The following is a 24017-nucleotide window of genomic DNA, read 5'->3' on the forward strand; positions in this document are numbered from 1 at the left end:
GGCGCGAAGGAACTCGACGTCTCTATCGACGCTCCCTACCAATCCATCACCACCTTGCCCGAGCTGCCGCTCCGCATCGCGTCGAATCCGACCTGGAAATCATCGATGCCGATGCGATGGGTGATCAGGCCCGAGACGTCGAGAGGGCCCTGGACCAGGGCGATCATCTTGTACCAGGTCTCGAACATCTCGCGGCCGTAGATGCCCTTGAGATGCAGCATCTTGAAGATGACCTTGTTCCAGTCGATCTCGAAGCCGGTGGGCGCGATGCCGAGGATGGCGATCTTGCCGCCATTGTTCATGGTGTCGATCATGTCGCGGAAGGCGGGTGCGGCGCCCGACATCTCAAGACCGACGTCAAAACCTTCGGTCATGCCGATCGAAGGCATGACGTCGCGCAGCTTCTCCTTCGAGGCATCGACGACATGCTGGACGCCGAGCTTGCGCGCCAGGTCCAGCCGGACCGGGTTGATGTCGGTGATGACGACTTTTCGCGCGCCGACGCATTGCGCGACGAGCGCGCCCATGATGCCGATCGGGCCGGCGCCGGTGACCAGCACGTCCTCGCCGACCAGATCAAAGGACAACGCCGTGTGCACGGCATTGCCCAATGGATCGAAGATGGCGGCGATTTCGTCCGGCACGTCGTCGGGGATCGGCACGACATTGTGCTGCGGGATCGCCATGTATTCGCCGAAGGCGCCTGGACGGTTGACGCCGACGCCCAGCGTATTGCGGCACAGATGCCCTCGCCCGGCGCGGCAGTTGCGGCAGTGGCCGCAGACGATATGGCCCTCGCCCGAGACGCGCTGGCCGACCTTGTATTCGGTGACCGCGGCGCCGTAGTCGGCGACCGCGCCGACAAATTCATGGCCCGTCACCATCGGCACGGGCACAGTCTTCTGCGCCCACTGGTCCCAATTGTAGATGTGGACGTCGGTGCCGCAGATCGCGGTCTTCCTGACCTTGATCAGCACGTCGTTCGGGCCGATCTCCGGCACCGGCACCTCTTCCATCCAGATTCCCGGCTCGGCCTTGGCCTTCACCAGCGCCTTCATCATGTTGGACATTTCTAGCTCCTTACCCTCCCCTTGTGGGGAGGGTGGCCCGAAGGGCCGGGTGAGGGTCAAAGCAACTGGCGACGGTACTGACCCTGCATACCCCCGCCCCGTCTCCCGGCCACTTGCTTCGCAAGCGGCCGTGCGCCGACCCTCCCCACAAGGGGGAGGGTAAAGCGCCTCAGCCGATCACGCCCAATTCCTTGCCGACCTCGCCGAATGCCTCGGCCGCGCGGTCGATATCGGCGCTGGAATGCGCGGCAGACATCTGCGTGCGGATGCGCGCCTGGCCTTTCGGCACAACCGGGAAGGAAAAGCCGATGACGTAGATGCCGCGCTTCAGCATGCGCTGCGCCATCTCCTGCGCCAAAGCAGCGTCGCCAAGCATCACCGGGATGATCGGGTGATCGGCGCCGGCAAGCGTAAAGCCCAGCTTACCCATCTGAGAGCGGAAGCGCTGCGCGTTGGCATATAGGCGCTCGCGCAGCGCGTCGCCATTGCGGACCAGCTCGAACACCTTGATCGAGGCGCCGGCGATGGCCGGCATCAGCGTGTTGGAGAAGAGATAGGGCCGCGAGCGCTGGCGCAGCCAATCGACCACTTGGCTTTTGCCCGAGGTGTAGCCGCCGGAAGCACCGCCCAGCGCCTTGCCGAGCGTGCCGGTGATGATGTCCACCCTGCCCTCGACGCCGCAATGCTCGGCCGAGCCGCGGCCGTTTTTGCCGACGAAGCCGACCGCGTGGCTGTCGTCGACCATGACCATGGCGTCGTATTTCTCGGCGAGGTCGCACACACCCCCGAGATTGGCGATGATGCCGTCCATCGAGAACACGCCGTCGGTGGCAATCAGCCGGAAGCGGCATTCCTTCGCCTCCTTCAGCCGCGCTTCGAGATCGGCCATGTCGTTGTTGGCGTAGCGGAAGCGCTTGGCCTTGGACAACCGCACCCCATCGATGATCGAGGCGTGGTTCAGCGCGTCCGAAATGACGGCGTCCTCCTCGCCCAGCAGCGTCTCGAACAGGCCGCCATTGGCGTCGAAGCAGGAGCCGTAGAGGATGGTGTCCTCCATGCCTAGGAAGGACGAGATCGTCGCTTCGAGCTGCTTGTGCTCCTCCTGCGTGCCGCAGATGAAGCGCACCGAGGCCATGCCGTAGCCGTAACGGTCGAGCGCCCGCTTCGCCGCCTCGCGCAACTCGGGACTGTCGGCGAGGCCCAGATAATTGTTGGCGCAGAAATTCAGCACCTTCTGGCCTGCAACCTCGATCTCGGCCGACTGCATCGAGGATATGACCCGCTCTGACTTGTAGAGCCCGGCCGATTTCAGGCCCTGAAGCTCGTTGTCGATGTGGGAGAGAAACGCTGCGCTCATGGTCTGGCCCTGTTCATTTGACGCGGACTGTCGCGCTACGCGGCCGAAAAATCCATCGCAAAAACGACCGCTTCGGTGGCGATGCGAAAGCCTTCCGGCCACGGCGGAGCAACGATGCGCTCAAATGCCGACAACGCTTGAAAGGACGCGATAACCATCTTGTCAGCTTTGTCACGCCGCCAGGATAAGCGCCGCGCCTGCTTGCCGAGCTGTTAACCCTTTCACGTCAAGGCTCTTCCCGCCACGAATCCATGGCAGGAATCCGTCGACCGGAGGGGTCACCGAGTTATGTCGCAGCAGCCAGTGCAGAGCGTTTCGCGCAAGCTGATTCTGCTGATCAAGAGCGGCTACTGGCTGGCGCTCATGATCATCGCCGCCATGGTGATGGCGTCCTTCATCCTTCTGCAGCAGCTAATGGCGCAACAGCAGCACAATGATGCGCTGCTCGACATCGTCTCGACGCAGAAGGCGCTGTCGCAGCGCATCGTCTTCCTGGCGGGCGCCACGGGTGCCGCCTCACGCGACAAGCAGGCGGCGCTCGTCACCGCGCTCAAGCTGGCGACGGCCGAGTTCGAGACCAACTATGACCTGCTGCTCAAGGAGACCGGTGCCGATCCGCTGTCACCGGCGCGCAACGATCCGAAATCGATCGAATACGTGCTGTTCAGCAAGCCGTTCCACCTCGACTATTTCTCGGTCGGCCTGATTGCCAACGGCGAACGGCTGGCCTCGTCCTTCGGATCCCAGCTCGGCATGCAACGCGAGGGCTACAAGGGCGGCGGCGAACGCGCCGGCCTCGACGCCTCCGTCGCCAATGCGACCTTGTCCGGCTATGCCGCGCTCGGCCAGCGCATCAGCGCCTTTGCCAACGAGCGGTCGGACGAGATGCTCGACCTTCACCGCACGCTGTTCTTTGCCACCATCGGCGTCATCGTGCTGGTGGCGCTGTTCATCTTCCGGCCGATGTCGAAGGCCATCCTGCGCAAGACGCACGAGCTGGTCGATGCCCGCAATTCCATGGCCTTCATCGCCGTGCATGACGGCTTGACCGGCCTGCACAACCGCACCTTCCTCACCGATCATTTCGACACGCTGATCAAGGGCGCGCATCGCCGCCGCGAGCGCCTGGCGGTGATCCAGTTCGACCTCGACCGCTTCAAGCAGATCAACGACACGCTGGGGCACGCAGCCGGCGACTATGTGCTTGTCGTCACCGCGCAGCGCATGCGCGATTCCTGCCGCGCATCGGATCTTTGCGCCCGTCTCGGCGGCGACGAGTTCGTGATGATCCTCAACGGCGTCGGCTCCACCGAGGACATCCATGCGCTGGCCAAGCGTATCCTCGGCGAAATCAACGAGCCGATCACCTTCCAGGGCACGACCATCATGCCCGGCGCCAGCGCCGGCATCGCCGTTTACCCCGTCGATGCCGAGAATGCGCAGGACCTGCTTGTCCATGCCGATCTCGCGCTCTATTCGGCCAAGAAGCTCGGCGGCGGAAGCTTCTCCTTCTTCTCCGAGGAGCTTCGGCGCGAGCTCGACTACCGCAAGCAGCTCGAGCAAGACATCCGCACCGCGATCTCCGAAAAGACCTTCGAGGTCTATTTCCAGCCACAGGTGTCGCTCACCAGCGGCAAGATCAGCGGCATCGAGGCGCTGGTGCGCTGGAAGCATGCCGCACGCGGCATGATCTCGCCCGGCGAGTTCATCCCCGTCGCCGAAAAATGCGGCTTCATGCCCGATATCGGCCGTATCGTCATCACCAAGGCGATCGACGAAGCGGCCGAATGGGACCGCGCCGGCATCGACTTCGGGCGCATCGCCGTCAACGTCTCGGGCACCGAGCTGCGCGAGCCGGATTTCGACAAGTTCCTGTTCGAGACACTGGAGCGGGCCGGGCTCGCGCCGCAGAAGCTGTCGCTGGAAATCGTCGAATCCGTCATCCTCGACGACGAAAAGACCGGTATCGCCGCCAAGCTCAGGCACATCCGCGCCGCCGGCGTGCATCTCGAGCTCGATGATTTCGGCACCGGCTATGCGTCGCTCAGCCACGTTAATCCGAACGAGATCGACCGGTTGAAGATCGACCGCCGCTTCGTGCAGAACATCAACGAGAACGGCGACAACACCAAGATCGTGCGCGCCATCACCGAGCTTGCCCGCGGGCTGGGCATCTCGATCGTCGCCGAGGGCGCGGAAACCGAGGCCGAGCTCGACTCGCTTATGGCGATCGGCTGCGACCAGGTGCAGGGCTATTCGATCGCCTTCCCGATGCCGCAGGACAAGGCGCGCGAATGGCTGATGGCGCGCAGCCCGAAGAAGGCGAAGCTCAAGGTGCTGCAAGGCAGCCTGGCATAGCGCGATCGACCGGCAAGCTTGACAAGCTTGGACAAGCATGGCGGCCTGCCGCGATTGCAACCGGAACTTGCGGATGCCGCTTCGACTTCTTGTACTGACGCTGTTGCTGGTGGCGTGTCCTGCGCTTGCCGCCGACCGGACCATCTATCTCACCTTCGACGACGGTCCGCTGAACGGCACAGCCAATATCCTCGACGTGCTGCAGGCCGAGCAGGTGCCGGCGACACTGTTCATGGTCGGCATGCATGCCGAAGCCAATGCAGCCAACCGGGCGCTGCTGCAGCGGGCGAAATCGATGCCGTTGGTGACGATCGGCAATCACAGCTACAGCCATGCCTACAACCACTACCGGCATTTCTACGGCGACACCGAGGGCGTGGTCGCGGACATGCTGAGGGCCAATGCCGTGCTTGGCCTGAAGCCCGCCGTGCGCGCGCGGCTGCCGGGGCGCGACGTGTTCCGGCTGCCGTCGATGTCGAAAGACGACAACTCGCTTGGGCTGGCGCAGGCCGGCCGCGAGGACCCGGACTACGAGTTCGTCGCCGCGTCAGGATTCTGGCTCTATGGCTGGGATCATGAATGGGTGCATGAAGACAGCGGCAAGCCGGTGCAGAGCGTCGACCATCTGGTGAGCGAGATCGATCATCTGTTCGGCTACGGCAATTTCGTCAAGCCGGGCAGGCTGATCCTGTTGATGCATGACGAGATGTTCCAGGACGCCTTCGACGGCAAGGCGAAGCTCACCGCACTGATCGCGGCGCTCAGGCTGCGCCACTACGCCTTCGGCGCCATCGCGACCTACGACTGAGGCGGTTTAATCCCCGACATTCCCACGGAGTGCTGCAAGCACTTCCGCGAATTCGGCCAGCCTCTCATCGGCAATTCCGCTCCGTAACCGCTTGTCGAAGGCGATCGCAGCCATCCGCAATCTCTCGAACAGCGCTTCGCCGGCTTCAGTCAGGGCCACCTGGTGGACCCTGCGGTTTCCTGGATCGCGGCGGCGCGTCAGCAACCCTTGCGCCTCCATGGCGTTGAGATGATGGGTCAGCGTCGCGCCCTGGATTCCGATCATGCCGGCAAGCTCGCGCTGGTTGGCGAGTTCCTTCGACTTGACCGAGAGCAAGGTCAGCCAGACCGGCAGCGTGCCGCCGGCCTCGACCAGGGCGGCGTCGAAGGCCTGCGCCACCACCTTGGACGTGCGGGCGAGATTCATGCCGACTGGCGGGCGATCAAACGGCGTCATGGCCGGACACTAAAACAAGCAATGGATTGGCGAAATACTGCGCGATGCATTGACATCTAACCATTAGATATCTAATTTTGTCTTATTCATGGTGCCGCCGGAACCAACCGACCGGCACTGCGACACGCAGGCGGGCGGGCGAACGAGAGGAATGCGGTCATGCAATATGTCTACATCGTCGTCATCGGCCTGCATGTCATGGCCGGCGTGTTCTGGGCCGGCACGACCATAGCGGTCGCCCGCGATCCCGATATTCGAGCGGAACGGTTCTTCCGACCGCAAATGGGGGCGGCCGGTTTGGTTTTCCTGACCGGCATATTGCTTTGGTATTTTTTCCATGAAGGTGTCTTCGGCTCGATGGAAAAGGTGCTGGCGCTCGGTATCGTGACGGCGCTGATCGCCGCAGGCGTGCAAGGCGCGCTGGTCGGCTCCGCCAGCAGGCAGTTGGCCACTGCAGATGCGGCGACGCAAACCCAGTTGCGCGCGAAAACGACCAGAGGCGAACGCATCGCCGGCGGGCTGCTGGTCATCACCGTGCTTTGCATGGCGACCGCCAGGATGTTTTGAGTATCGCACGACGCCGGCATCAGGCCGGCGTCATGCGCGGCGCGCAACGGACCAAAGCGGCAGGTGGCTCTCCTTGCTAGGTCGGTTGCGCGCCACCGATTGAGCATGATCTTCTCCGAACCGGAGGTTGGGATCACGCTCCATGCCTCAGATTCGGATCCCGAACCTGATCCCGTCATAGATGGCTGCATGGATGTTTCGCGAGGCGACCGCGTCGCCGATGCGAAATACGACGAAGCCGCCTTCCGGATTGCGTGACGGAAAGATGTCGCCGCCGCTCACCAGCCGCTCGTAATCGACCGCGCCGCCATTCCTCGACAGCGGCTTCAGCGATAAATAGAGATCGTCGAGCGGCGCCGTGCCATGCTCGACCACCACCTGATCGACCCGCCGCTCGCCGCGCCAGCCATCGGCGAAGTCCGAGGCCAACTCGGCAATGAGCTGGTTGCCCTCGCGCCGCACCGAGCGCAGACGGGTGTTGATGGTGACGGTGACGCCTTTCTCGTGGAAGGCGCGCATATAGGGAACGTGGTTCAGGCCGCCCATTTCCGGCGCGAAGAAGCGCTCCGGCGAGACCAGCTCCAGCTTCGCGCCGCTGTTGGCGATCAACTCCGCCGCGCCCATCCCCTGATGGCCGCCATTGTCGTCATAGAGCAGCACGTTCTCGGCCGGCTTGACGCTGCCCGCCATGATGTCCCAGCTCGAGGTGACGAGGTTGTCGCCCGCCGCCAGCGGCGGGTTCTGCGGCAGGCCGCCTGTCGCGACGATGACCACATCCGGAGACAGCGCCAGCACATCGTTCTTCTCGGCCCATGTGTCGTAGCGGATCTCGACGCCGAGGCGGTCCAGTTCCGCGAGCCGCCAGTCGATGATGCCGATCAGTTCCTTGCGGCGCGGATTTTGCGTCGCGAGCCGCACCTGGCCGCCGGCCTGGCTCGACGCTTCGAGCACCGTCACCTGATGGCCGCGTTCGGCGGCGACCCGCGCGGCTTCGAGCCCGCCGGCCCCGGCCCCGACGACGACCACCCGCTTCTTCGGCCCTTTGCTTTTGGCGATGACATGCGGGATCGTCGCTTCGCGGCCGGTCGCGGCATTGTGGACGCAAAGCGCCTCGCCGCCTTCATAGATGCGGTCGAGGCAGTAGGTTGCGCCAACGCAAGGACGGATCTCGTGCTCGCGGCCCTCCATCACCTTCTTGACGATATAGGGATCGGCAATATGGGCGCGCGTCATGCCGACCATGTCGAGCTTGCCGGTGGCGATCGCATGGCGCGCCGTGGCGACATCGGAGATGCGCGCCGCGTGGAAGGTCGGGAATTTCGTCGCCGCCTTCACCTCGCCGGCGAAGTCGAGATGCGGCGAGGAACGCATGCCGGTCACCGGGATGACCTTGGTCAGCGCCGCGTCGGTCTCGATCGAACCACGGATGATGTTGAGGAAATCGACCTTGCCGGATGAGGCCAGGCGTCGGGCGATCTCGACGCCCTCCTCCTTCGACAGGCCTTTTTCGAAATCCTCGTCCGCAACCATGCGGATGCCGACGACGAATTTTTCGCCGACGGCCGCGCGCACCGCGTCCAGCACCAGGTTGGTGAAGCGCAGCCGGTTGTCGAGCGAGCCGCCGAAATCGTCGTCGCGATGGTTGGTGGCCGGCGACCAGAAGCCGTCCATCAGATGGCCGTAGGCCTCGAACTCGATGCCGTCGAGGCCGGCGGCCTGGCAGCGCTGCGCGGCGGAAGCATAGTCGGCGACGATGCGCTCGATATCCCAATCCTCGATGGTCTTGGGAAAGGCGCGATGCGCCGGCTCGCGCACCGGCGAAGCCGAAAGCACCGGCAGCCAGTCCGCCTTGTTCCAGCCGGTGCGGCGCCCGAGATGGGTGATCTGGATCATCACCTTGCAGTCATGCTCGTGACAGGCATCAGCGAGTTCCGCCAGCCACGGCACGATGCGATCGTCATAGACATGCAGATTGCCGAAGGCGGCCGGGCTGTCGCGCGAGACGATCGCCGAGCCCGCCGTCATGGTCAGCGCCATGCCGCCCTTGGCCTTCTCGGCATGGTAGAGCCGGTAGCGCTCTTTCGGCATGCCGTCCTCGGAATAGGCCGGCTCGTGACTGGTCGACATCACCCGGTTCTTCAGCGTCAGGTGCTTGAGCTGGTAAGGTTGGAGAAGCGGGTCGTTGCTGGTCATCGTCTTCCTGCCGTTTCAAATTGTGCTAATGAGCGGTCAAACGCGCTGCGCCCGAGAGGACTGCAGCGCTTCTTCAACCTTCGTTTCGCACCCGCCCGTTGAACTGCGCTTCCAACGGCTGGGAGCAAGGAGCCGCCCATGACTGATGCAAAAAACCTCACCCAGCTCGGCAAGCACGTCGAGACGCCACAAAGCCCCGAACAGGCGGTCCTGGAGACCGTGCCCTTCAATCGCGGCGACGGGCCGCCGGCGATCGTGCGCTTCACCTGCCCGGAATTCACCTCGCTCTGCCCGGTCACCGGCCAGCCCGACTTCGCCCACATTGTCATCGACTACGCGCCCGACAAGACGCTGGTGGAATCGAAGTCGCTGAAACTGTTCATGACCTCGTTCCGCAACCACGGCGCCTTCCATGAGGAATGCACCGTCATGATCGGCCGCCGCATCGTCGAGGCGACCAAGCCGCTCTGGTTGCGCGTCGGCGGCTACTGGTTCCCGCGCGGCGGCATTCCGATCGATGTCTTCTGGCAGACCGGCGCTCCGCCCGAAGGCGCCTGGCTGCCCGACACCGGCGTGGCGCCCTATCGCGGAAGGGGCTGAGGGGACTGGGTTAATCGCGCTCATTCGCACTGGTATTGGCTCAACGCCCATTCGCCGGTGACCGACAGGAGATCGGCGATCTTCCAGTCGCCGCCGACCTTCTTCAGCTTCCATTCAAGCCGATGCTTGTTGCCAGCAGCGACGAAGGCCACGACCACCTTGGCCTCGTCGCCATGGATGGCTTCGATGGTGCGCAGGCTCTTGTCGATGGCGAACTTGTCGTAGTCGGCATTGTCGAGGGCCATGTTGGGGTCGAGGCATTCGCCCTGCCCGGAGGCACGCAGCGCGTCGCTCTTGTCGAGCACGCTCTTGGCCGGGTCGATGAAGTTCTTGCGCTGGGCCGGGTCCAATTCCAGACCGAGATGCTCGTAGAAAGGCTTCACTACCGCCGTCGGCGACCCGGGAAGGACGGGGGCGGCGGGCGCCGGCGTCGCGGCAGGCGGCGGGGTGCCATCCGCCGGCGCATTGTCGGTAGATGAGGCCTGCGGCGGCGGCGAGCCGAACAGCCCTTGCGCGCAGGCGCTGCCGCTCAGCCCCACGGCCAGCATCGACAAGCTCGACAGCGCGAGGACGAGGCGGCGCAGCACGGGACTACTCCGCCGAGGAGCCCGGCATGCATTCCAGCGCGCTGAGCGTCCAGTCGCTGGTCTTGGAGGTGATGTCGGCGATCTTCCACTTGCCGTCCACTTTCTTCAGCGACCACACCATTTCACGTTTGGAGTCATCGCCTTCCGAGAAAAGATTGAAGTTTGCCGTCACCTCAGCGGTGTCGCCATTGACGGCCTCGGTGAGCTTCAGCGTCTTCGACACGGTCTTCTGATCGAAATCCTGGGCGTCGAGGCCCGGGTCGAAATCGATGCAGGATACCTCGTCGGGCTTCTCCTTCTGCGCCTTGTCGTTGGCCTCAAACAGCTTGGTGACCGGCTCGGTGAAGCGGTCGCGGTATTTCGCGTCCGCCTCGAACCTCACCTCAGGCACATAGAAGAACTTCACGGCCTTGGAAGCCGGCCCGGCGAGTGTCGCGGCAGGCAAGGCGATCGACATGGCAGCGGCCAGCATTGTTGGTCTCATGCAGGATCTCCGGATGTTCGGCGCCGTGGTGGCAAGATCGCCACCACGCATCCTGCATATCGGCTTTTTCGCGCGGCATGAAGTCCTTGCGCTGCCCGTCTCAGGCTTCAAGCCAGACGTTCTGGAAGTCCATTTTATAGGTCTGGTGCATTGCGTAGTTCTTCACCTTCTTGTTCATGTGGCAGTAGAGCTTCTGCCAGAACGGTTGGATGATGACGCCGGAGTCCTGCAGGATCTGCTCGACGTCCTTCATCACCTCCTTGCGCTTGGCGACGTCGATCTCCGATAGCGCCTGCTTGAGCTTGGCGTCGAAATCCGGATTGGAATAGGCCGTCTCATTCCAGGCCTCACCGCTGCGGTAGCCCAGCGCCAGCACCTGGACGCCGAGCGGGCGCATATACCAGATGGTTAGGGAATAAGGATATTTCGTCCAATCGTTCCAGAAGGTCGAGCCGGGCAGCACCGTGCGCTTCACCTTGATGCCGGCATCGCGCAACTGGCCGGCGATGGCGTCGCCGGTGTTCTTCTGCCACTCGTCCTCGACAGTGATCAGCTCGTGCTCGAAGTCGGCCTGTCCGGCATCCGCCATCAACTTCTTGGCGCCGGCCGCGTCCCGCTCCTTCTTTGGCAGCGGATAGTATTCCGGATGGATCGGGCTGACATGGTGGTTCTCGCCGACCGTGCCGCGCCCGGCATAGCCGAGCTGCATGACTTGGTTGTTGTCGACGGCCATCTGCAGCGCGTTGCGCACCCGCTGGTCGTCATAGGGCTTGTGGGTGATGTTGGTGCGGGCAACCAGCGTGGTCGCCGTCGCGACCTCCGATTTCACCAGATCCATGTTGTCGAGGGGGTCGATGAAGTCGGCCGGCGTTTCGAAATCGAGGTCGATCTCGCCGGAATCGAAGGCATTCAGCGTGGCGTTGAAGTCGGTGCCGTAGTCGATGAATTCGACCCCGTCGAGCAGCGCTTCGCCACCCCACCATTTGCCGTTCTCGCGGCGCTTGACGACCGCCTTCTGGCCGACGTCGTAAGACACCAGCTCGAAAGCTCCGGTGCCGATCGGCTTCTTGATCGGGTCGGCGCCATCTTTGTCGAAGTCGCGATGCACGACCAGCGCCGGATAGTCGGTGAAGCCCGGTATGATCGCGATATCGGCCTCGTTGAGCTTCAGCTTGACCGTGTGGTCGTCGACCTTGGTGATGGCGCCATCCTTCGCCTTACCGGTCTTGGCATCGACCAGCGCGCCGACGCGTGCCGCCATGGAATTGCCGGAAGCCCCCTTCTCGCACCAGCGGTTCAGATTGAAGACCACGTCATCAGCGTTGAAGGCATCGCCATTGTTCCAGGTGACGCCCTTGCGCAGATGCAGCGTGTATTCGGTGGCATCGTCATTGACGTCCCAGCTCTCGAGCAGCACCGGCTCGAAAGTGAACTGGTGCGTGTAGCGCACGAGCGGCTCCAGCCAACTGCGGGTGACGTTTGCCATTTCCGTCCAGTCATAGGTGCGCGGATCCTTCTGCGCCTTGACCGACATCGAGACATGCAGCGTGCCGCCTTTCTTCGGTTCGTCGGCCAGCGCCTTGGTCGGCGCGGCAAGGCCGATCATTCCATAGGCGAAAGCCGTCGATGCACCGAAGGCGCTCGCCAGTGCCAGGAATTCGCGCCGGTCCACGCGGCCCGCGCGCACCTCGTCCGCCATCGCTTCGATGGCGGCGGGGACTCGATCGCTGTTGCTTCTGAAAATCGTCATTGTCTTTCTCCCATTGGTTCCGGCGGGTCTTCGCCCGTTCTCTGTCAACTAACGCTATCAGGCAGCTTTTCCTCGCGCCGCGCGATCAAATCCTTGAGACCTTCGGCGACGCCCTCGTCGAGCCTCGGCTCCTGATAGTCGGCGAGCATGTTGCGCGCCTTTTCACGGCCGCGCGTATCATGATCCTTCGCGCCCTCGGCTGTCCATTGTTCGAAAGAGTTGAAGTCCATGATGGTCGGCATGAAGAAGGCCTTCTCGAAATGCTCGAGCGTGTGCTGCGTTCCGAGGAAATGGCCTTGCGGACCGACCTCGCGGATCGCCGCCATCGCTTCCTTGAAATCGTCGAACGGAATGCCGCCGGCATATTTGTACCAGCCGACGAGCTGCTCGCAGTCGGTGGCGAATTTCGAATAGCCGCAGGTGAGGCCGGCCTCCAGCCAACCGGCCGAGTGCCAGATGTAGTTGGCGCCGGCGAGGATCGCGGCATGCATCAGCATGTTCGCCTCGTAGCCGGCCTGGGCGTCGTTGAGCTTGGAGCCGACATGGAAGCCGGAGGTGCGCCACGGCAGTTTGTATTTCCTGGCCAGCGCGCCCATCAGATACATCATCTGCGCGGCTTCCGGCGTGCCGCCCATCGGAGCGCCGGTCTTCATGTCGACGGTGACCATGAACTGGCCGTAGATCTGCGGCGAGCCGGGGCGGATAAGCTGGGTGAAGGCCACCCCGGCAAGCGCCTCGGCATTGACCTGCGCGACCGCGCCGACGGCGGAGGCCGAGGTCGAGGCGCCGCACAGCGCGAAGGGCGCCAGGATCAGCGGCTGGTTGTGGCGCGCATAGACCCTCATCGCGTCGAGCATGGTGGCGTCCCACACCAGCGGCGAATTGCAGTTGGTGATCGACACCAGCACCGGGTTGTCCCGCACGAACTCCTCGCCGAAGACGATGCCAGCCATCGCCATCGTGTCCTCGGCCCGCTCCTTCGACGTGACGATGCCCATGAACGGCTTGTCGGAGTGCTTCAGCGCCGAATGGATGATGTGGAGGTGGCGCTTCGGCACCGGGATTTCCATGGGCTCGCAGATGATCGAGCTCGACGAATGCAGTGCCGGCGCCATGTAGGCGAGCTTGTGGAAATTGTTGAGATCGGCAAGCGTGCCGTAGCGCCGCTTGTTGTCGAGGTCGCGCACGTAGGGCGCGCCATACATCGGCACGAAGATCGAGTTCTTGCCGCCGACGCGGACCGTGCGCTCGGGGTTGCGCGCGTTGAGGGTGAACTCCGGCGGAACCTTCGAGACGAGTTCCATCAGCAATGCGCGGTCGATACGGACGCGCGTCTCGGTCACATCGGCGCCAGCCGCCTTCCAAAGCGCGATCGCCTCGTCGTCGCGGAATTCGCAGCCCACCTCCTCGAGGATCTTGAGCGATTCCTCGTGGATCAACTCGACTGCCTCGTCCGGCACGATCTCGTAAACCGGAATCTGCCGGACAAGGGTCGGGAACGACGCTATCGGCGCGCTTCTCAGCGCCTTGCGTCCCAGCCGACCGCCACCGCGACGGTGGGCCGGTTCGGTCATTTCAACGGCCGGTGCGTTCATGGAGCCTCCTACTTCCCGCCCAGCCAAGTTAGCGAGACGAAATATGACTGTGACGCTGGAAAATCCTGATCTCTTGTATAAGCTGCGCTTATGCGAAGCCTACGCCACCTCCTGCCCTCGGCCGGCAGCCTGATCGTCTTCGAGGCGGCGGGCCGGCTGTCGAGCTTCACCGCCGCCGGCCGCGAGCTCGGCATGACGCAGGCGGCCGTTTCCTATGCGGTGCGCGGACTGGAGGAACAGCTCGGCGCCAAGCTCTTCCAGCGCCGCCACCGGCAGGTCAGCCTGACGGAAGCCGGCGAACGCTTCCATGCCGATGTGTCGCTTGGCTTATCCCATATCCGCAAGTCGGCGGAGGATCTTCGCTTGCAGGTCACGGGCGGCCACGTGACGGTTGCCGCCTCGACCGCCTTCGGCTCCTTCTGGATGATGCCGCGCCTGCAGCAGTTCCGCGACGAACTGCCTGGCATCGATCTACGCATCCAGACCGCGGACCGCGATCTCGACATCATCGCCGAAGGCATCCCGCTCGCCGTGCGCGGCGGCGTTCCCCGGCAATGGGCGGACTATCATTCGCTGCCTTTGGCCGACGAGGAGATCTTCCCGGTCGCGGGTCCCAACTATCTGGCGAAGTTCGGCATGCCGAGGACCGTCGTGGAACTGGCAACGCACCGGCTCATCCATCTCGAGGAGCCGTACCGCGAGGCGGCGAACTGGGACGAATGGTTCGCGTCCGCCGGAACCAGTCTGCGCAATGCCGAACGCGGCCTGCGCATCAACGATTACGCCCTTGTCATCCAAGCGGTCATGGAGGGACAAGGCATCGCGCTCGGCTGGCGCCATCTCGTCGAGCGGCTGGTGGCGTCCGGCCTGCTGGTCCCGGTGACGAATCACGTGCTGAGGACCGGCACCGCGTTCTACGTCATTTGGTCGAAGAACCGGGAGCTCAGCGACAATGCACTCAAGGTCAGGGACTGGCTGGTGGCGCAGGCGTGAAGTTGCCCCTCCCCCACGCCAATCGAATCCGCCTATAATCACCGCATGCCCATCCGCCAGCTTTCCGAAACGATGATCAACCAGATCGCCGCCGGCGAGGTGATCGAGCGTCCGGCAAGCGTGGTGAAGGAGCTGGTCGAGAACGCGCTCGACGCCGGTGCGGGCCGAGTCGAGATCGTCACCGCCGGCGGCGGGCTCTCCCTCATCCGCGTCACCGACGATGGCTCGGGCATTCCAGAACGGGAATTGGCGCTGGCGGTTGCCCGCCACTGCACCTCCAAGCTTTCAGACGACATCCACGACATCCGCTCGCTGGGTTTCCGCGGCGAGGCGCTGCCCTCGATCGGCTCGGTGGCCAGGCTTTCGATCCGCTCGCGCACGGCAAGCGGCGACAGCGCGGCCGAGATCGGCATCGAGGGCGGCCGCGTCCTGCCCGTTAAGCCGGCGGCCGCAAACCGCGGCACGACGGTCGAGGTGCGCGACCTTTTCTTCGCCACGCCGGCGCGGCTCAAATTCATGAAGGGCGAACGCGCCGAAAGCTCGGCGACCGGCGACGTGGTCAAGCGCATCGCTATCGCCTTCCCTGCCGTGCGCTTCACGCTCGCCGGCGCCGATCGCTCGACGCTGGAACTGCCGGCGACCGGCGACACGCCGGACGGCCGGCTCGCCCGCGTCGCGCAGGTGATGGGCAAGGACTTTCCCGACAACGCGATTCCCATCGATGCCATGCGCGATGGCGTGCATCTTGCCGGGCACGTCTCGATCCCCTCCTACACGCGCGCCAACGCGCTGCAGCAATATGCCTATGTCAACGGCAGGCCGGTGCGCGACAAGCTGATCGCCGGTGCGATCCGCGGCGCCTTCGCCGACGTGCTGCCGCGCGACCGCCATGCGGTGACCGTGCTTTTCCTGTCGCTCGATCCGGCGACCGTCGACGTCAATGTCCATCCGGCCAAGGCCGATGTGCGCTTCCGCGATCCGGGCCTGGTGCGCGGGCTGATCGTCGGTGCCATCCGCGAGGCGCTGGCCGGCGCCGGCATCCGCGCCGCGACCTCTGGCGCAGCCGGCATGATGGCCGCGTTCCGGCCGGGCACGGCACCTTACGCGCATCCCGGGCCGACCGCCGGCCATCGCAGCTACGAGGCAGCCTACCACGCCTCTGGCTTCAGCGGTTTCGATCATGGTTCGAATTTGGCTCGCTCGCCACAGCGGCCGCACGACATGGGCGATGCGCGGCAGCCGCGAAACGGCTTCGCCGAAAACGAGCAAGCCGCCTTCGAGACGGGGCCGGTTGCCAGCGCCGATGCGCGGGCCGGCATAACCGAGCCGGCCGAAGCGCTGCTCGGCATGGCGCTGGGCGCGGCGCGCGCGCAGGTGCATGAGAACTACATCGTCGCCCAGACGAGGGATTCGCTCATCATTGTCGACCAGCATGCCGCGCATGAGCGGCTGGTCTACGAGGCGCTGAAGAATGCGCTGCATTCGCGCGCCGTGCCTTCGCAGATGCTGCTCCTGCCAGAGATCGTCGACCTGCCCGAAGAGGACGCCGAGCGGCTGGCATTGCATTCCGAGACGCTGGCCAAATTCGGCCTTGGCCTCGAGCGCTTCGGACCGGGTGCGGTGGCCGTGCGCGAGACACCCTCGATGCTCGGCGAAACCAACGTGCAGCAATTGGTGCGCGACCTCGCCGACGAGATCGCCGACAACGACACGGTCGAGACGCTGAAGGAGCGGCTGGACAGAATCGCCGCGACCATGGCCTGCCATGGTTCGGTGCGTTCCGGCCGGCTGCTCAAGGCCGAGGAGATGAACGCGCTGCTGCGCCAGATGGAGGCGACGCCGGGATCCGGCACCTGCAACCACGGCCGCCCGACTTATATCGAATTGAAGCTCGCCGATATCGAACGGCTGTTCGGGCGGAGGTGAGCGTCCCCTGGCTCGTTGCGCAACAGCAGGGTTGGCAGCATGCGCCTGAATATCATTTCTTTAGATGGTATTTTTTTGTCTTCGGGTCGAGGACATAGTCGTCCGCGCCTGCGAATTTGCCACCTCCAAAATTTACTGAAATGATGTCCTTGCCTCCCTCCACCCATTTTTCCACGTTCATATAAATGGGCGTCGTCGACATACCGGCGTTGCAGTCCTCATCGTCGAACCCGATCTCCTGAACGACTTTCTTTTTCTTCTTGTTGATGATTTGCAGTTTGGTCATGCAGATGCCGGCATCGGATGTCGTGTAGATTCCGGCAAACCGGTCGCTGGCCGTCTCGGCCCAGAAGGGAATCTCGACGGTTCCGTCGATCTTGCCCTCGCCGGTATCGTCGAGGCTGGCGACCTTCTTCAGCGTAACGGGAAATTTGTCCGTGTCCTTGCTCCAGTTCCCCGTAGCGCCGCTTTCGCCGACATCGAGGGAGAATGGGCATCCGGCCGTATCGACGGGCGTTTTTGATCCCATCACGAGAACGCGTTGAAATTGCTTGTCGTCCGCAATCTCGCACAGCGTGAGCCTTGAGCCGTCGGCCGTGCCGTAGATCGCGATGGGGCTTTGCTTGGCGTCGTAGAAATAGCTTCCCTCGACAGTGATGCCGCTGCCGAAGTGAGCATATCTCTGCAGCGAGAGATGGACCGGGTTCGGTCCGATCGAACCTTCGTAGTTCTCCACCTGGTACAAGCCCGCGACGGCGTTTTCGGTCGGCATGAGCAAACAGAAAACCGCGGTTATGAACCCTCTTCCCATCCCGATCCCCTCATCAAGTCGGGTCAGGATAGCTTGCCTTACGCCTGCATCACAGAGGTCATCGGTGGCGGATCGCAACTCATCAATCAAGTCGTGAAACGGTGATAACTCTCTGATTTACCGCTTTAAATTCACCACGATGACGCCGCCCAGAGCCAGCGCGCCGCCGAGGATGCCGAGCAGCGACGGCACTTCGCCCAGCCAGAAGAAGCCGATCAGGGCTGAGGTTGGCGAGACGAGATAGAGGAAGTTCGAGGCCCGTGCCGCAGGCAGGCGGGACAGCGCGGTCGCCCAGGCGGCGTAGGCGATCATCGAGGGCACGACGCCGAGATAGATGACGGCGCCGAGACCGGCGGTGTCGGCGACCGCGGCCTGCGAAAACGCTTCCGGCAGGAAGGGCGACAGGCAGAGCGCGCCGAGCACCATGTTGGAAGCCGCAATGGTCAGCGGATGATGGCGGGCAAAGAGCGGCTTCTGGACGATGGTGTTGACGGCCGAGCACAGTGCGGAACCCAGCACCAGCAGCGCGCCGGCATTGAAATGCAGGCCGTTCCCGTCGGCCACCGCGATGATGCCGATGCCGGTGAAGGAGATAATCGTACCGATCCAGGCCATGCCGGAAAAGCGCTCGCCGAGCAGCGCCATCGCCATGATCGCGGTGAAGATCGGGCTGACATTGATGATGAAGCCTGCGGCGCCAGCCGAGACGGTCAGCTCGCCGAAATTGAGCATGGCGGTATAGAGCGCGACGAAGATCGCGCCGCCGAAGCCAAAACGCCACAATTCGTCGAGTCTCGGCAGCGCCGGGCGCTTGACCGCCAGGAAGATAGCCGCCGGCACGGCCGCGATGGCAAAGCGCAGCGCGCCGAGTTCCAGCGGCTGGAAAGCAGCAAGGCCGGCGCGGATCGCCGGGAAGGCCGAGGCCCAACCGGCCACCGTCAGCGCCACTGCGACGGCTGCAGTGGTGTCTATGCGCTGTGTCTCATTCAACGTGCCGGTGTAAGCGCTCATCGCCGTTTCCTCGTTTTTCAGTGCCATGAGCACAGAAAACGCCATTGCAGACCGATTGACAAACGAGCAATTCGAGGGTCAGCTGTGAGCATGGATCACAGCTCGAACCCAATGCTTCCGCTGGAGACTTTGCGCGCTTTCGACGCCGCGGCGCGTACCGGAAGCTTCTCGGCGGCGGCCGAAAAGCTCAACCTCACGCACGGTGCGGTGAGCCGTCAGATCGCCAAGCTGGAGGACTGGCTGGGGCTCAAGGTTTTCGAGCGCAACGCGCGCGGCGTGACGCTGACCAATGAGGGCAACCGGCTGCATCTTCGCACCACCGAAGCCTTCGCGCTGATCTCGGTCAATTCCGACCGCTGGGTCGAGCCGCGCGGCACCGCCGTGGTGCGGCTGGCCTCGATCCCTTCGGTGAGCGGGCTGTGGCTGATGCCGCGCATGGCGGCGCTGGAAAACCACCCGACCCGGCTTCGCATCGTGCTCGATGTCGACAACCGGCAGGCCGACCTTGCCGACGAAGGCATCGACCTTTCCGTGCGCTGCGGGCGCGGCCGCATTCCCGGCCGCGTCTCGGTGCAGCTTTTCGAGGAGCAGATCTTTCCGATCGCCTCGCGGGAACTGGCGAAGGAGATCGGCAAAGGCGACCCGGCGCGGCTGCTCAAATTCCCGCTGATCAACGATTCCGACGCCTCCGGCTGGCGCGCCTGGTTCGCGGCGCAGGATGTCGACTACCGGCCTCGCCCGCAGGACCGGCGCTTCGAGGACTACAATCTGGTGCTCGACGCGGCAGCGCACGGGCTCGGTGTCGCGCTGGCGCGGCCGCCGCTGACCAAGGATCAACTCAGATCCGGGCGAATCGTCGCCGTCGACGATCGCGTTGCGCTCAATCCGGTGTCCTACTGGCTCGATCGCCCGGTCGGGCGCCCCCGCGCTGCCGCCGCCGATCTCGCGCGGCGGATCGCCGAACAGGCGGGGCTGGCACCGGAAAAGCTCGAAGCCTTCCTGCAAGACGATATCTAGGACGGTCAGCTTCGATCAGCGAAGCAGCAACAGCACGATCGTGGTGGTCGCGGCCGAGACGATGGCCGTCACGATCGATATCATCCACAGCGGCGTCTGGCCGGGTTCGGATCGCGGAGCGTGGCCGGGGCGACCGCCTCCGCGCGGCGGCGCGTTGGTGTTGGCCGCAAACAGCACCCCAGAAGCTATGGTGGGCGAGAATGAGGACGGTAACGGAACCGCTGCGATTTGCGAGCTGCCGGCGGCTGCCGCCTGCGCCTGGGCGATGGCTCGCGGAGGCTGGTCGGCATCGGCCGCCGGCCTGTGTGCCGAAGCCCTTGCCGAGGCGTCATCGGTGCCGACATCGGGCTCCATGACGGCTCTGTAGGCGTTCTCGATCTCGACCGAGGACAGGCGCTGCGGCGATTGAGCGGGCAGCTTGGCCAAGGAGCCGTTCAGCGTCTGCGCGGCAAACTGCGCCGATTGCACCGTCGAAGGCGCCGGCGGCTGGACGAGCGCCTTGACCAGCGCGGCGGTCGCCGGATCGGGTCTGGCCGACGGCACCGGCTGCGGGGTCAGCGCCTCCTTCAGCAGCGACGTCAGGCGGGTTGGGTTGATGTCCATGCCGGCTCCGGAAACCATTGTGCCGGCCAAGCGATATTACATGAGCATTGCGTCAAGCTTGACCTTGCCCGCGATTTGTGGCGATTGAAAACGCATGAACTCAAGCGCCATTTCATGATGAACCGTTTTGAAGGCCCCGGCGGCAAGGAAGCGCGCATCCGCTATCTCGACGGCGACTTCCAGGTGACGAGCCCCGGCACATTCGTGCGCTGCGCGGTGACCGGCGAGAGCATTCCGCTGGACGAGCTCAAATATTGGAGCGTCGCCAGGCAGGAGCCCTATGTGAGCGCGGCCGCGTCGCTGCGCCGCGAGATCGAGGCGCATCCGGAGCTGCGCAAGCGGGGGTAGAGTCCTCTCCTTCGTCACCCCCGCATCTTGCGCAGCCGCCAGGCGTCGAGCGTCTCGTTGATGATACGCTCCGGCACGTGATCGAGCTCGAACACGGCCTCGATGTCGAGGACGTCGAGCTGGGCGAGGAATCCGGCGGGCGCGTTGCCGTGGCGGAGCCGCGCGGCGTCCTTGGCGGTGCTGACGAGGCGCAGTCCCTCGCGCCGCGCGAGCGCCAGGAGATCGGCGAGTTCGTCCGCGGCGTAGAAGTGATGGTCCGGGAAGGCGCGCGACAGCACGACCTCGCCGCCGGCGCCGCGTACCGTGTCGAAGAATTTTTCGGGATGGCCGATGCCGGCAAAAGCGAGGAAGCGGCCGTCGGCAAAGCGCGCCGGGTCCGCCGGCTCGACATGCGCGAGGAAGACCGGCCGGCCGGCGCGCGCCGCCTGGCGCACCACCGTATCGGCGGCGCTCCCCTCGCCCATCTTCAGCAGGCCGCTGGTGAAGACCAACTGGTCGACGACCTTGGCCCTGAGCGGCCCGCCTGGAATGACGCGGCCATTGCCGATGCCGAAGCGCGCATCGACCACGACCAGCGCGTAGTCGATATGGATGCGCGCCGACTGGAAGCCGTCGTCCATGATCAGGAAATCGCAGCCATGCTTTTCCATCAGCAACCTGGCGCCGGCGGCGCGGTCCGCCGTTACCGCCACCGGCGCGTGCTCGGCCAAAAGCAGCGGCTCGTCGCCGACATGCTTGGCGGCGTCGTGCCGCGCGTCGACGACATGCGGCTTGGCAAAGGAGCCGCCATGGCCGCGTGACAGGAAGCCGGGCGAAAGCTGCATGCGCCTCGCCTGTTTCGCCAGCGCGATCGCGACCGGCGTCTTGCCGCTGCCGCCGACGGTGAGATTGCCGACGCAGAGCACGGGTGCAGCGACCTTCTCGCGCGGCGCATGGCGCATGCGGCGGCCAGCCACCATTCCGTAGACAGCCGACGCCGGCGACAATGCCAGCACCCGCCAGTCCGGCTTTTCCCACCAGAAGGGGGGCGCTTCGCTGGTCATGGCGCCGGTTCCGCGCGCTTCGGGCTTGCGCCTGATCCTTTCCCAAAATCGATGCCGATTTTTGGGGCCATGCGTCAGCGCCCGTTGGCGCCTTTCAGGCGCGCTTTGACGACCAGCGGCTGGATGTAGGGTTCGAGCGACTTCAGCGTGCGCTGAAGCGCGCCGCGCATCTCGTCAACGGTCGCCGCGCCCGCCGCCATCATCTCGTGACGCGCCGCTTCGTTAGTCAAAAGGAAATTGACGGCGCCGGCCAGCATATCGCGATCACGCACCAGCTTGGCGCCGCCGCGGTCGAGCAGGCGCTGATAGGCCTCGCGGAAATTCTGCACGTTGCGGCCGGCGAGCACGGCCGTGTCGAGCATCGCCGGCTCCAGCGGATTCTGTCCGCCTTCGGAGGTCAGCGAGCGGCCGACGAAGGCGATCTCGGTCAGTCGCAGGTAAAGTCCCATCTCGCCGATCGTGTCGCCGAGCAGGATATCGGTGTCGGGCGTAATGCGATCGCCCTTGCTGCGGCGCGCGACCGTCAGCCCCATGCCGGAGATCTGCGCGGCTAAAGCGTCTGCGCGGTCGGGATGGCGCGGCACGACGATGGTCAACAGGCCGTGATGGCGCTTGTACAAGGTCGCGTGGACTTCCGCGGCGACGACCTCCTCGCCGTCATGGGTCGAGATCGCCGCCCAGGTCGGACGCCCGCCGATCTGGCGCTGCAGCGTCGCCAGCGCCCGCTCGTCGGCCGGCGGCGGATTGGTGTCCACCTTGAGATTGCCGGAGACGGTGACCGGCCGGGCGCCGAGCGCTCGGAAACGCTCGCCGTCGACATCCGACTGGGCAACGACATGGGCAAGGTTCTCGAACAGCGCCTCGGCGACGCTGGAACGCTTCTTCCACGACCGGAAGGAGCGGTCCGACAGCCGGCCGTTGACGAGGACCTGCGGCACGTTGCGCGCGCCGAGTTCCAGGATGGTCATCGGCCATATCTCCGATTCGGCGATGATCGCCAGTTCAGGCCGCCAGTGATCGAGGAAGCGGCTGACCGCCGGCTTGAGGTCGAGCGGGACATATTGGTGGATGATGCGGCTGCCAAGCCGCTCGTCGGCAACCTTCGCCGAGGTCACGGTGCCGGTCGTCAGCACGACGTTGACGCCATAGTCGAGGATCGATTCCACCAGCGGCACGACGGCGATCGTCTCGCCAACGCTCGCGGCGTGGATCCAGATCACCGGGCCTTCCGGGCGCGGACGGCCGGCGACGCCGTAGCGCTCGCGGCGGCGAACGCGGTCCTCCTTGCCGCGCGAGGCGCGCCAGGCGACATAGGGTCCGATCAGCGGGTAGGCGACGGCCCCCGCATAACGGTAGGCCGTCAGGGCGGTGCGCGCCCAGCGCTCGCTCATTTGGCGCCATCCACGAGGCGGTAGGCCTCGGCCGTCGCGGCGTTGAGGGAAGCGGTGACCTCCTGGCGCTTGCGCTCCATTTCGGCATCGTCGGCGTCGGCCGGCACGAAGACCGGCGTTCCGACGATGACCGCGGAGCGGCCGAACGGCAGGTTGATGGTGGTCTTGTCCCAGCTCTTTTCCAGCACCTTGCGGCGGCTGGTGGCGATCGCCGAGGGCAGGATCGGCCGGCCGGAAAGCCGCGCCAGAAGCACGATGCCCAGCCCGGCGTCGCGCGGCGTGCCATGCGGAATGTCGGCGATCATGGCGACATTCTTGCCGGCGACAAGCGATTTCTTGAGCGCGATCAAGGCCTTGGCGCCGCCTTTGTCGAGATGCCTCGAACTGTCGCGGCCGCCAGAGCCGCGCACCGCCTCGATGCCGAATTTCTCGATCATCAGCGCGTTGAGCTCGGCATCGGCGCTGCGTGAGACCATGGCGACCAGCGGCCTGCCCTTGGGATAGTAGGCAGGGGTCAGGAGATGCTGGCCGTGCCAAAGCGCGATGATGCCGGGTTCGAGATGCGCATAGGCGCCGCCGGCGACCTGCGTCGATCCTTTGACCAGCGGGCTGGTGATGCGAATCAGGCGGACGAACCAGGCGAACAGGCCGGCGATGAAATTCTTGACGAATCGCGACTGGGCGAGCGGCTCGCGGATGCGGCGCCAAAGCGTGCGCGTCCCGCCTCGCCCGGCGGAGCGCCCCGTCGCCCCTTTCACCGCCTCATGCTCCATCGTTGTCAACCGGCTGCCTTTGCTTCCGGGTCGAGCAACCGATGCAGGTGAACGACGAAATAACGCATATGGGCATTGTCGACACTGGCCTGCGCCTTCGCCTTCCAAGCAGCGTGCGCCGATCGATAGTCGGGGTAGATGCCGACGATGTCGAGCGCATCGAGATCACGAAACTCGGTTCCGCCCAGCTTTTTCAGCTCGCCGCCGAACACCAGGTGCAAAAGCTGTTTCTTTCCGTCTTCCACGGCCATGCCGATCCTTCGCATACTTATGAGTTTTGTGACAGGTCTAGACCAA

The 24017-nt window shown here is 64.6% G+C and carries 23 protein-coding genes; 8 read left to right on the plus strand and 15 right to left on the minus strand.

The annotated features are described in order from the left end of the window. Window positions 1–35: 35 nt before the first annotated feature. A complete protein-coding gene (tdh, locus tag EJ070_RS28500) occupies window positions 36–1070 on the minus strand; it encodes an L-threonine 3-dehydrogenase (protein ID WP_126094336.1) in 1035 nt (344 codons plus the stop codon). Window positions 1071–1239: 169 nt separating this feature from the next. Continuing rightward, the gene (locus tag EJ070_RS28505) at window positions 1240–2427 is read right to left on the minus strand and encodes a glycine C-acetyltransferase (RefSeq protein WP_126094337.1); all 1188 of its coding nucleotides are present in this window, start codon (window positions 2425–2427) and stop codon (window positions 1240–1242) included. A 288-nt stretch (window positions 2428–2715) separates the two neighbouring features. On the opposite strand from EJ070_RS28505, the gene EJ070_RS28510 reads away from it, so the two are divergent. Together EJ070_RS28510 and EJ070_RS28515 are read left to right on the plus strand one after the other, a co-directional pair. Continuing rightward, on the plus strand, window positions 2716–4785 hold the full coding sequence (locus tag EJ070_RS28510; protein WP_126094338.1) for an EAL domain-containing protein: 2070 nt from the start codon (window positions 2716–2718) through the stop codon (window positions 4783–4785). Window positions 4786–4858: 73 nt separating this feature from the next. Then, on the plus strand, window positions 4859–5593 hold the full coding sequence (locus tag EJ070_RS28515) for a polysaccharide deacetylase family protein (protein ID WP_126094339.1): 735 nt from the start codon (window positions 4859–4861) through the stop codon (window positions 5591–5593). Window positions 5594–5599: 6 nt separating this feature from the next. Here EJ070_RS28515 and EJ070_RS28520 read toward each other — a convergent pair whose 3' ends face one another. Beyond that, on the minus strand, window positions 5600–6028 hold the full coding sequence (locus EJ070_RS28520; RefSeq protein WP_126094340.1) for a MarR family transcriptional regulator: 429 nt from the start codon (window positions 6026–6028) through the stop codon (window positions 5600–5602). A 159-nt stretch (window positions 6029–6187) separates the two neighbouring features. Between EJ070_RS28520 and EJ070_RS28525 the strand changes: the two genes are divergently transcribed. Further along, window positions 6188–6595, plus strand: a complete 408-nt coding sequence (locus EJ070_RS28525) for a hypothetical protein (protein WP_126094341.1) — start codon at window positions 6188–6190, stop codon at window positions 6593–6595. Between the two features lie 147 nt (window positions 6596–6742). Here EJ070_RS28525 and EJ070_RS37500 read toward each other — a convergent pair whose 3' ends face one another. Then, window positions 6743–8788: an NADH:flavin oxidoreductase gene (locus EJ070_RS37500; protein ID WP_126094342.1), complete on the minus strand. Its 2046-nt coding sequence runs from the start codon at window positions 8786–8788 to the stop codon at window positions 6743–6745. Window positions 8789–8926: 138 nt separating this feature from the next. On the opposite strand from EJ070_RS37500, the gene queF reads away from it, so the two are divergent. Beyond that, window positions 8927–9388 carry a preQ(1) synthase gene (queF, locus tag EJ070_RS28535; RefSeq protein WP_126094343.1) on the plus strand — a complete coding sequence of 154 codons (462 nt, stop codon included), beginning with the start codon at window positions 8927–8929 and terminating at the stop codon, window positions 9386–9388. Between the two features lie 20 nt (window positions 9389–9408). On the opposite strand, the gene EJ070_RS28540 is transcribed toward queF, so the two are convergent. The 4 genes from EJ070_RS28540 to EJ070_RS28555 all read right to left on the minus strand — a co-directional run bounded on the left by EJ070_RS28540 (window position 9409) and on the right by EJ070_RS28555 (window position 13804). Continuing rightward, window positions 9409–9975 carry a hypothetical protein gene (locus EJ070_RS28540; protein WP_126094344.1) on the minus strand — a complete coding sequence of 189 codons (567 nt, stop codon included), beginning with the start codon at window positions 9973–9975 and terminating at the stop codon, window positions 9409–9411. Between the two features lie 4 nt (window positions 9976–9979). Beyond that, the gene (locus EJ070_RS28545; RefSeq protein WP_126094345.1) at window positions 9980–10459 is read right to left on the minus strand and encodes a DUF3828 domain-containing protein; all 480 of its coding nucleotides are present in this window, start codon (window positions 10457–10459) and stop codon (window positions 9980–9982) included. Between the two features lie 100 nt (window positions 10460–10559). Next, on the minus strand, window positions 10560–12209 hold the full coding sequence (locus EJ070_RS28550) for an ABC transporter substrate-binding protein (RefSeq protein ID WP_126094346.1): 1650 nt from the start codon (window positions 12207–12209) through the stop codon (window positions 10560–10562). Between the two features lie 44 nt (window positions 12210–12253). Continuing rightward, complete coding sequence (locus tag EJ070_RS28555; RefSeq protein WP_126094347.1) at window positions 12254–13804, minus strand: trimethylamine methyltransferase family protein; 1551 nt, start codon at window positions 13802–13804, stop codon at window positions 12254–12256. A 90-nt stretch (window positions 13805–13894) separates the two neighbouring features. Between EJ070_RS28555 and EJ070_RS28560 the strand changes: the two genes are divergently transcribed. Then, the gene (locus tag EJ070_RS28560) at window positions 13895–14797 is read left to right on the plus strand and encodes a LysR substrate-binding domain-containing protein (protein WP_126094348.1); all 903 of its coding nucleotides are present in this window, start codon (window positions 13895–13897) and stop codon (window positions 14795–14797) included. Between the two features lie 45 nt (window positions 14798–14842). Next, window positions 14843–16723, plus strand: coding sequence for a DNA mismatch repair endonuclease MutL (gene mutL / locus EJ070_RS28565; protein WP_126094349.1), 1881 nt, complete (start codon window positions 14843–14845; stop codon window positions 16721–16723). A 52-nt stretch (window positions 16724–16775) separates the two neighbouring features. Here the strand turns inward: mutL and EJ070_RS28570 are convergent, their stop codons facing one another. Beyond that, window positions 16776–17624 carry a hypothetical protein gene (locus tag EJ070_RS28570; RefSeq protein WP_126094350.1) on the minus strand — a complete coding sequence of 283 codons (849 nt, stop codon included), beginning with the start codon at window positions 17622–17624 and terminating at the stop codon, window positions 16776–16778. A gap of 27 nt (window positions 17625–17651) precedes the next feature. Beyond that, window positions 17652–18545, minus strand: a complete 894-nt coding sequence (locus tag EJ070_RS28575; protein ID WP_126094351.1) for an EamA family transporter — start codon at window positions 18543–18545, stop codon at window positions 17652–17654. 90 nt (window positions 18546–18635) lie between these two features. Here EJ070_RS28575 and EJ070_RS28580 point away from each other — a divergent pair, with 90 nt between their 5' ends. Further along, window positions 18636–19562 carry a LysR substrate-binding domain-containing protein gene (locus EJ070_RS28580; protein WP_126094352.1) on the plus strand — a complete coding sequence of 309 codons (927 nt, stop codon included), beginning with the start codon at window positions 18636–18638 and terminating at the stop codon, window positions 19560–19562. Window positions 19563–19577: 15 nt separating this feature from the next. Here the strand turns inward: EJ070_RS28580 and EJ070_RS28585 are convergent, their stop codons facing one another. Further along, window positions 19578–20165, minus strand: coding sequence for a hypothetical protein (locus tag EJ070_RS28585; RefSeq protein ID WP_126094353.1), 588 nt, complete (start codon window positions 20163–20165; stop codon window positions 19578–19580). A 114-nt stretch (window positions 20166–20279) separates the two neighbouring features. On the opposite strand from EJ070_RS28585, the gene EJ070_RS28590 reads away from it, so the two are divergent. Beyond that, complete coding sequence (locus EJ070_RS28590; RefSeq protein ID WP_126095937.1) at window positions 20280–20513, plus strand: DUF2093 domain-containing protein; 234 nt, start codon at window positions 20280–20282, stop codon at window positions 20511–20513. 14 nt (window positions 20514–20527) lie between these two features. On the opposite strand, the gene lpxK is transcribed toward EJ070_RS28590, so the two are convergent. The 4 genes from lpxK to EJ070_RS28610 form a co-directional block, all read right to left on the minus strand. Continuing rightward, a complete protein-coding gene (lpxK, locus tag EJ070_RS28595; RefSeq protein ID WP_126094354.1) occupies window positions 20528–21556 on the minus strand; it encodes a tetraacyldisaccharide 4'-kinase in 1029 nt (342 codons plus the stop codon). 74 nt (window positions 21557–21630) lie between these two features. Next, a complete protein-coding gene (waaA, locus tag EJ070_RS28600; RefSeq protein ID WP_126094355.1) occupies window positions 21631–22947 on the minus strand; it encodes a lipid IV(A) 3-deoxy-D-manno-octulosonic acid transferase in 1317 nt (438 codons plus the stop codon). After that, entirely contained in the window at window positions 22944–23720 is a 777-nt protein-coding gene (locus EJ070_RS28605) for a lysophospholipid acyltransferase family protein (RefSeq protein ID WP_126095938.1), read from the minus strand. Before EJ070_RS28605 ends, waaA begins: the two co-directional genes overlap by 4 nt. 5 nt (window positions 23721–23725) lie before the next feature. Continuing rightward, window positions 23726–23971 carry a DUF4170 domain-containing protein gene (locus EJ070_RS28610; RefSeq protein WP_126094356.1) on the minus strand — a complete coding sequence of 82 codons (246 nt, stop codon included), beginning with the start codon at window positions 23969–23971 and terminating at the stop codon, window positions 23726–23728. Window positions 23972–24017 lie beyond the last annotated feature (46 nt).

This window comes from Mesorhizobium sp. M1E.F.Ca.ET.045.02.1.1, from assembly GCF_003952485.1.
Lineage (GTDB): Bacteria > Pseudomonadota > Alphaproteobacteria > Rhizobiales > Rhizobiaceae > Mesorhizobium.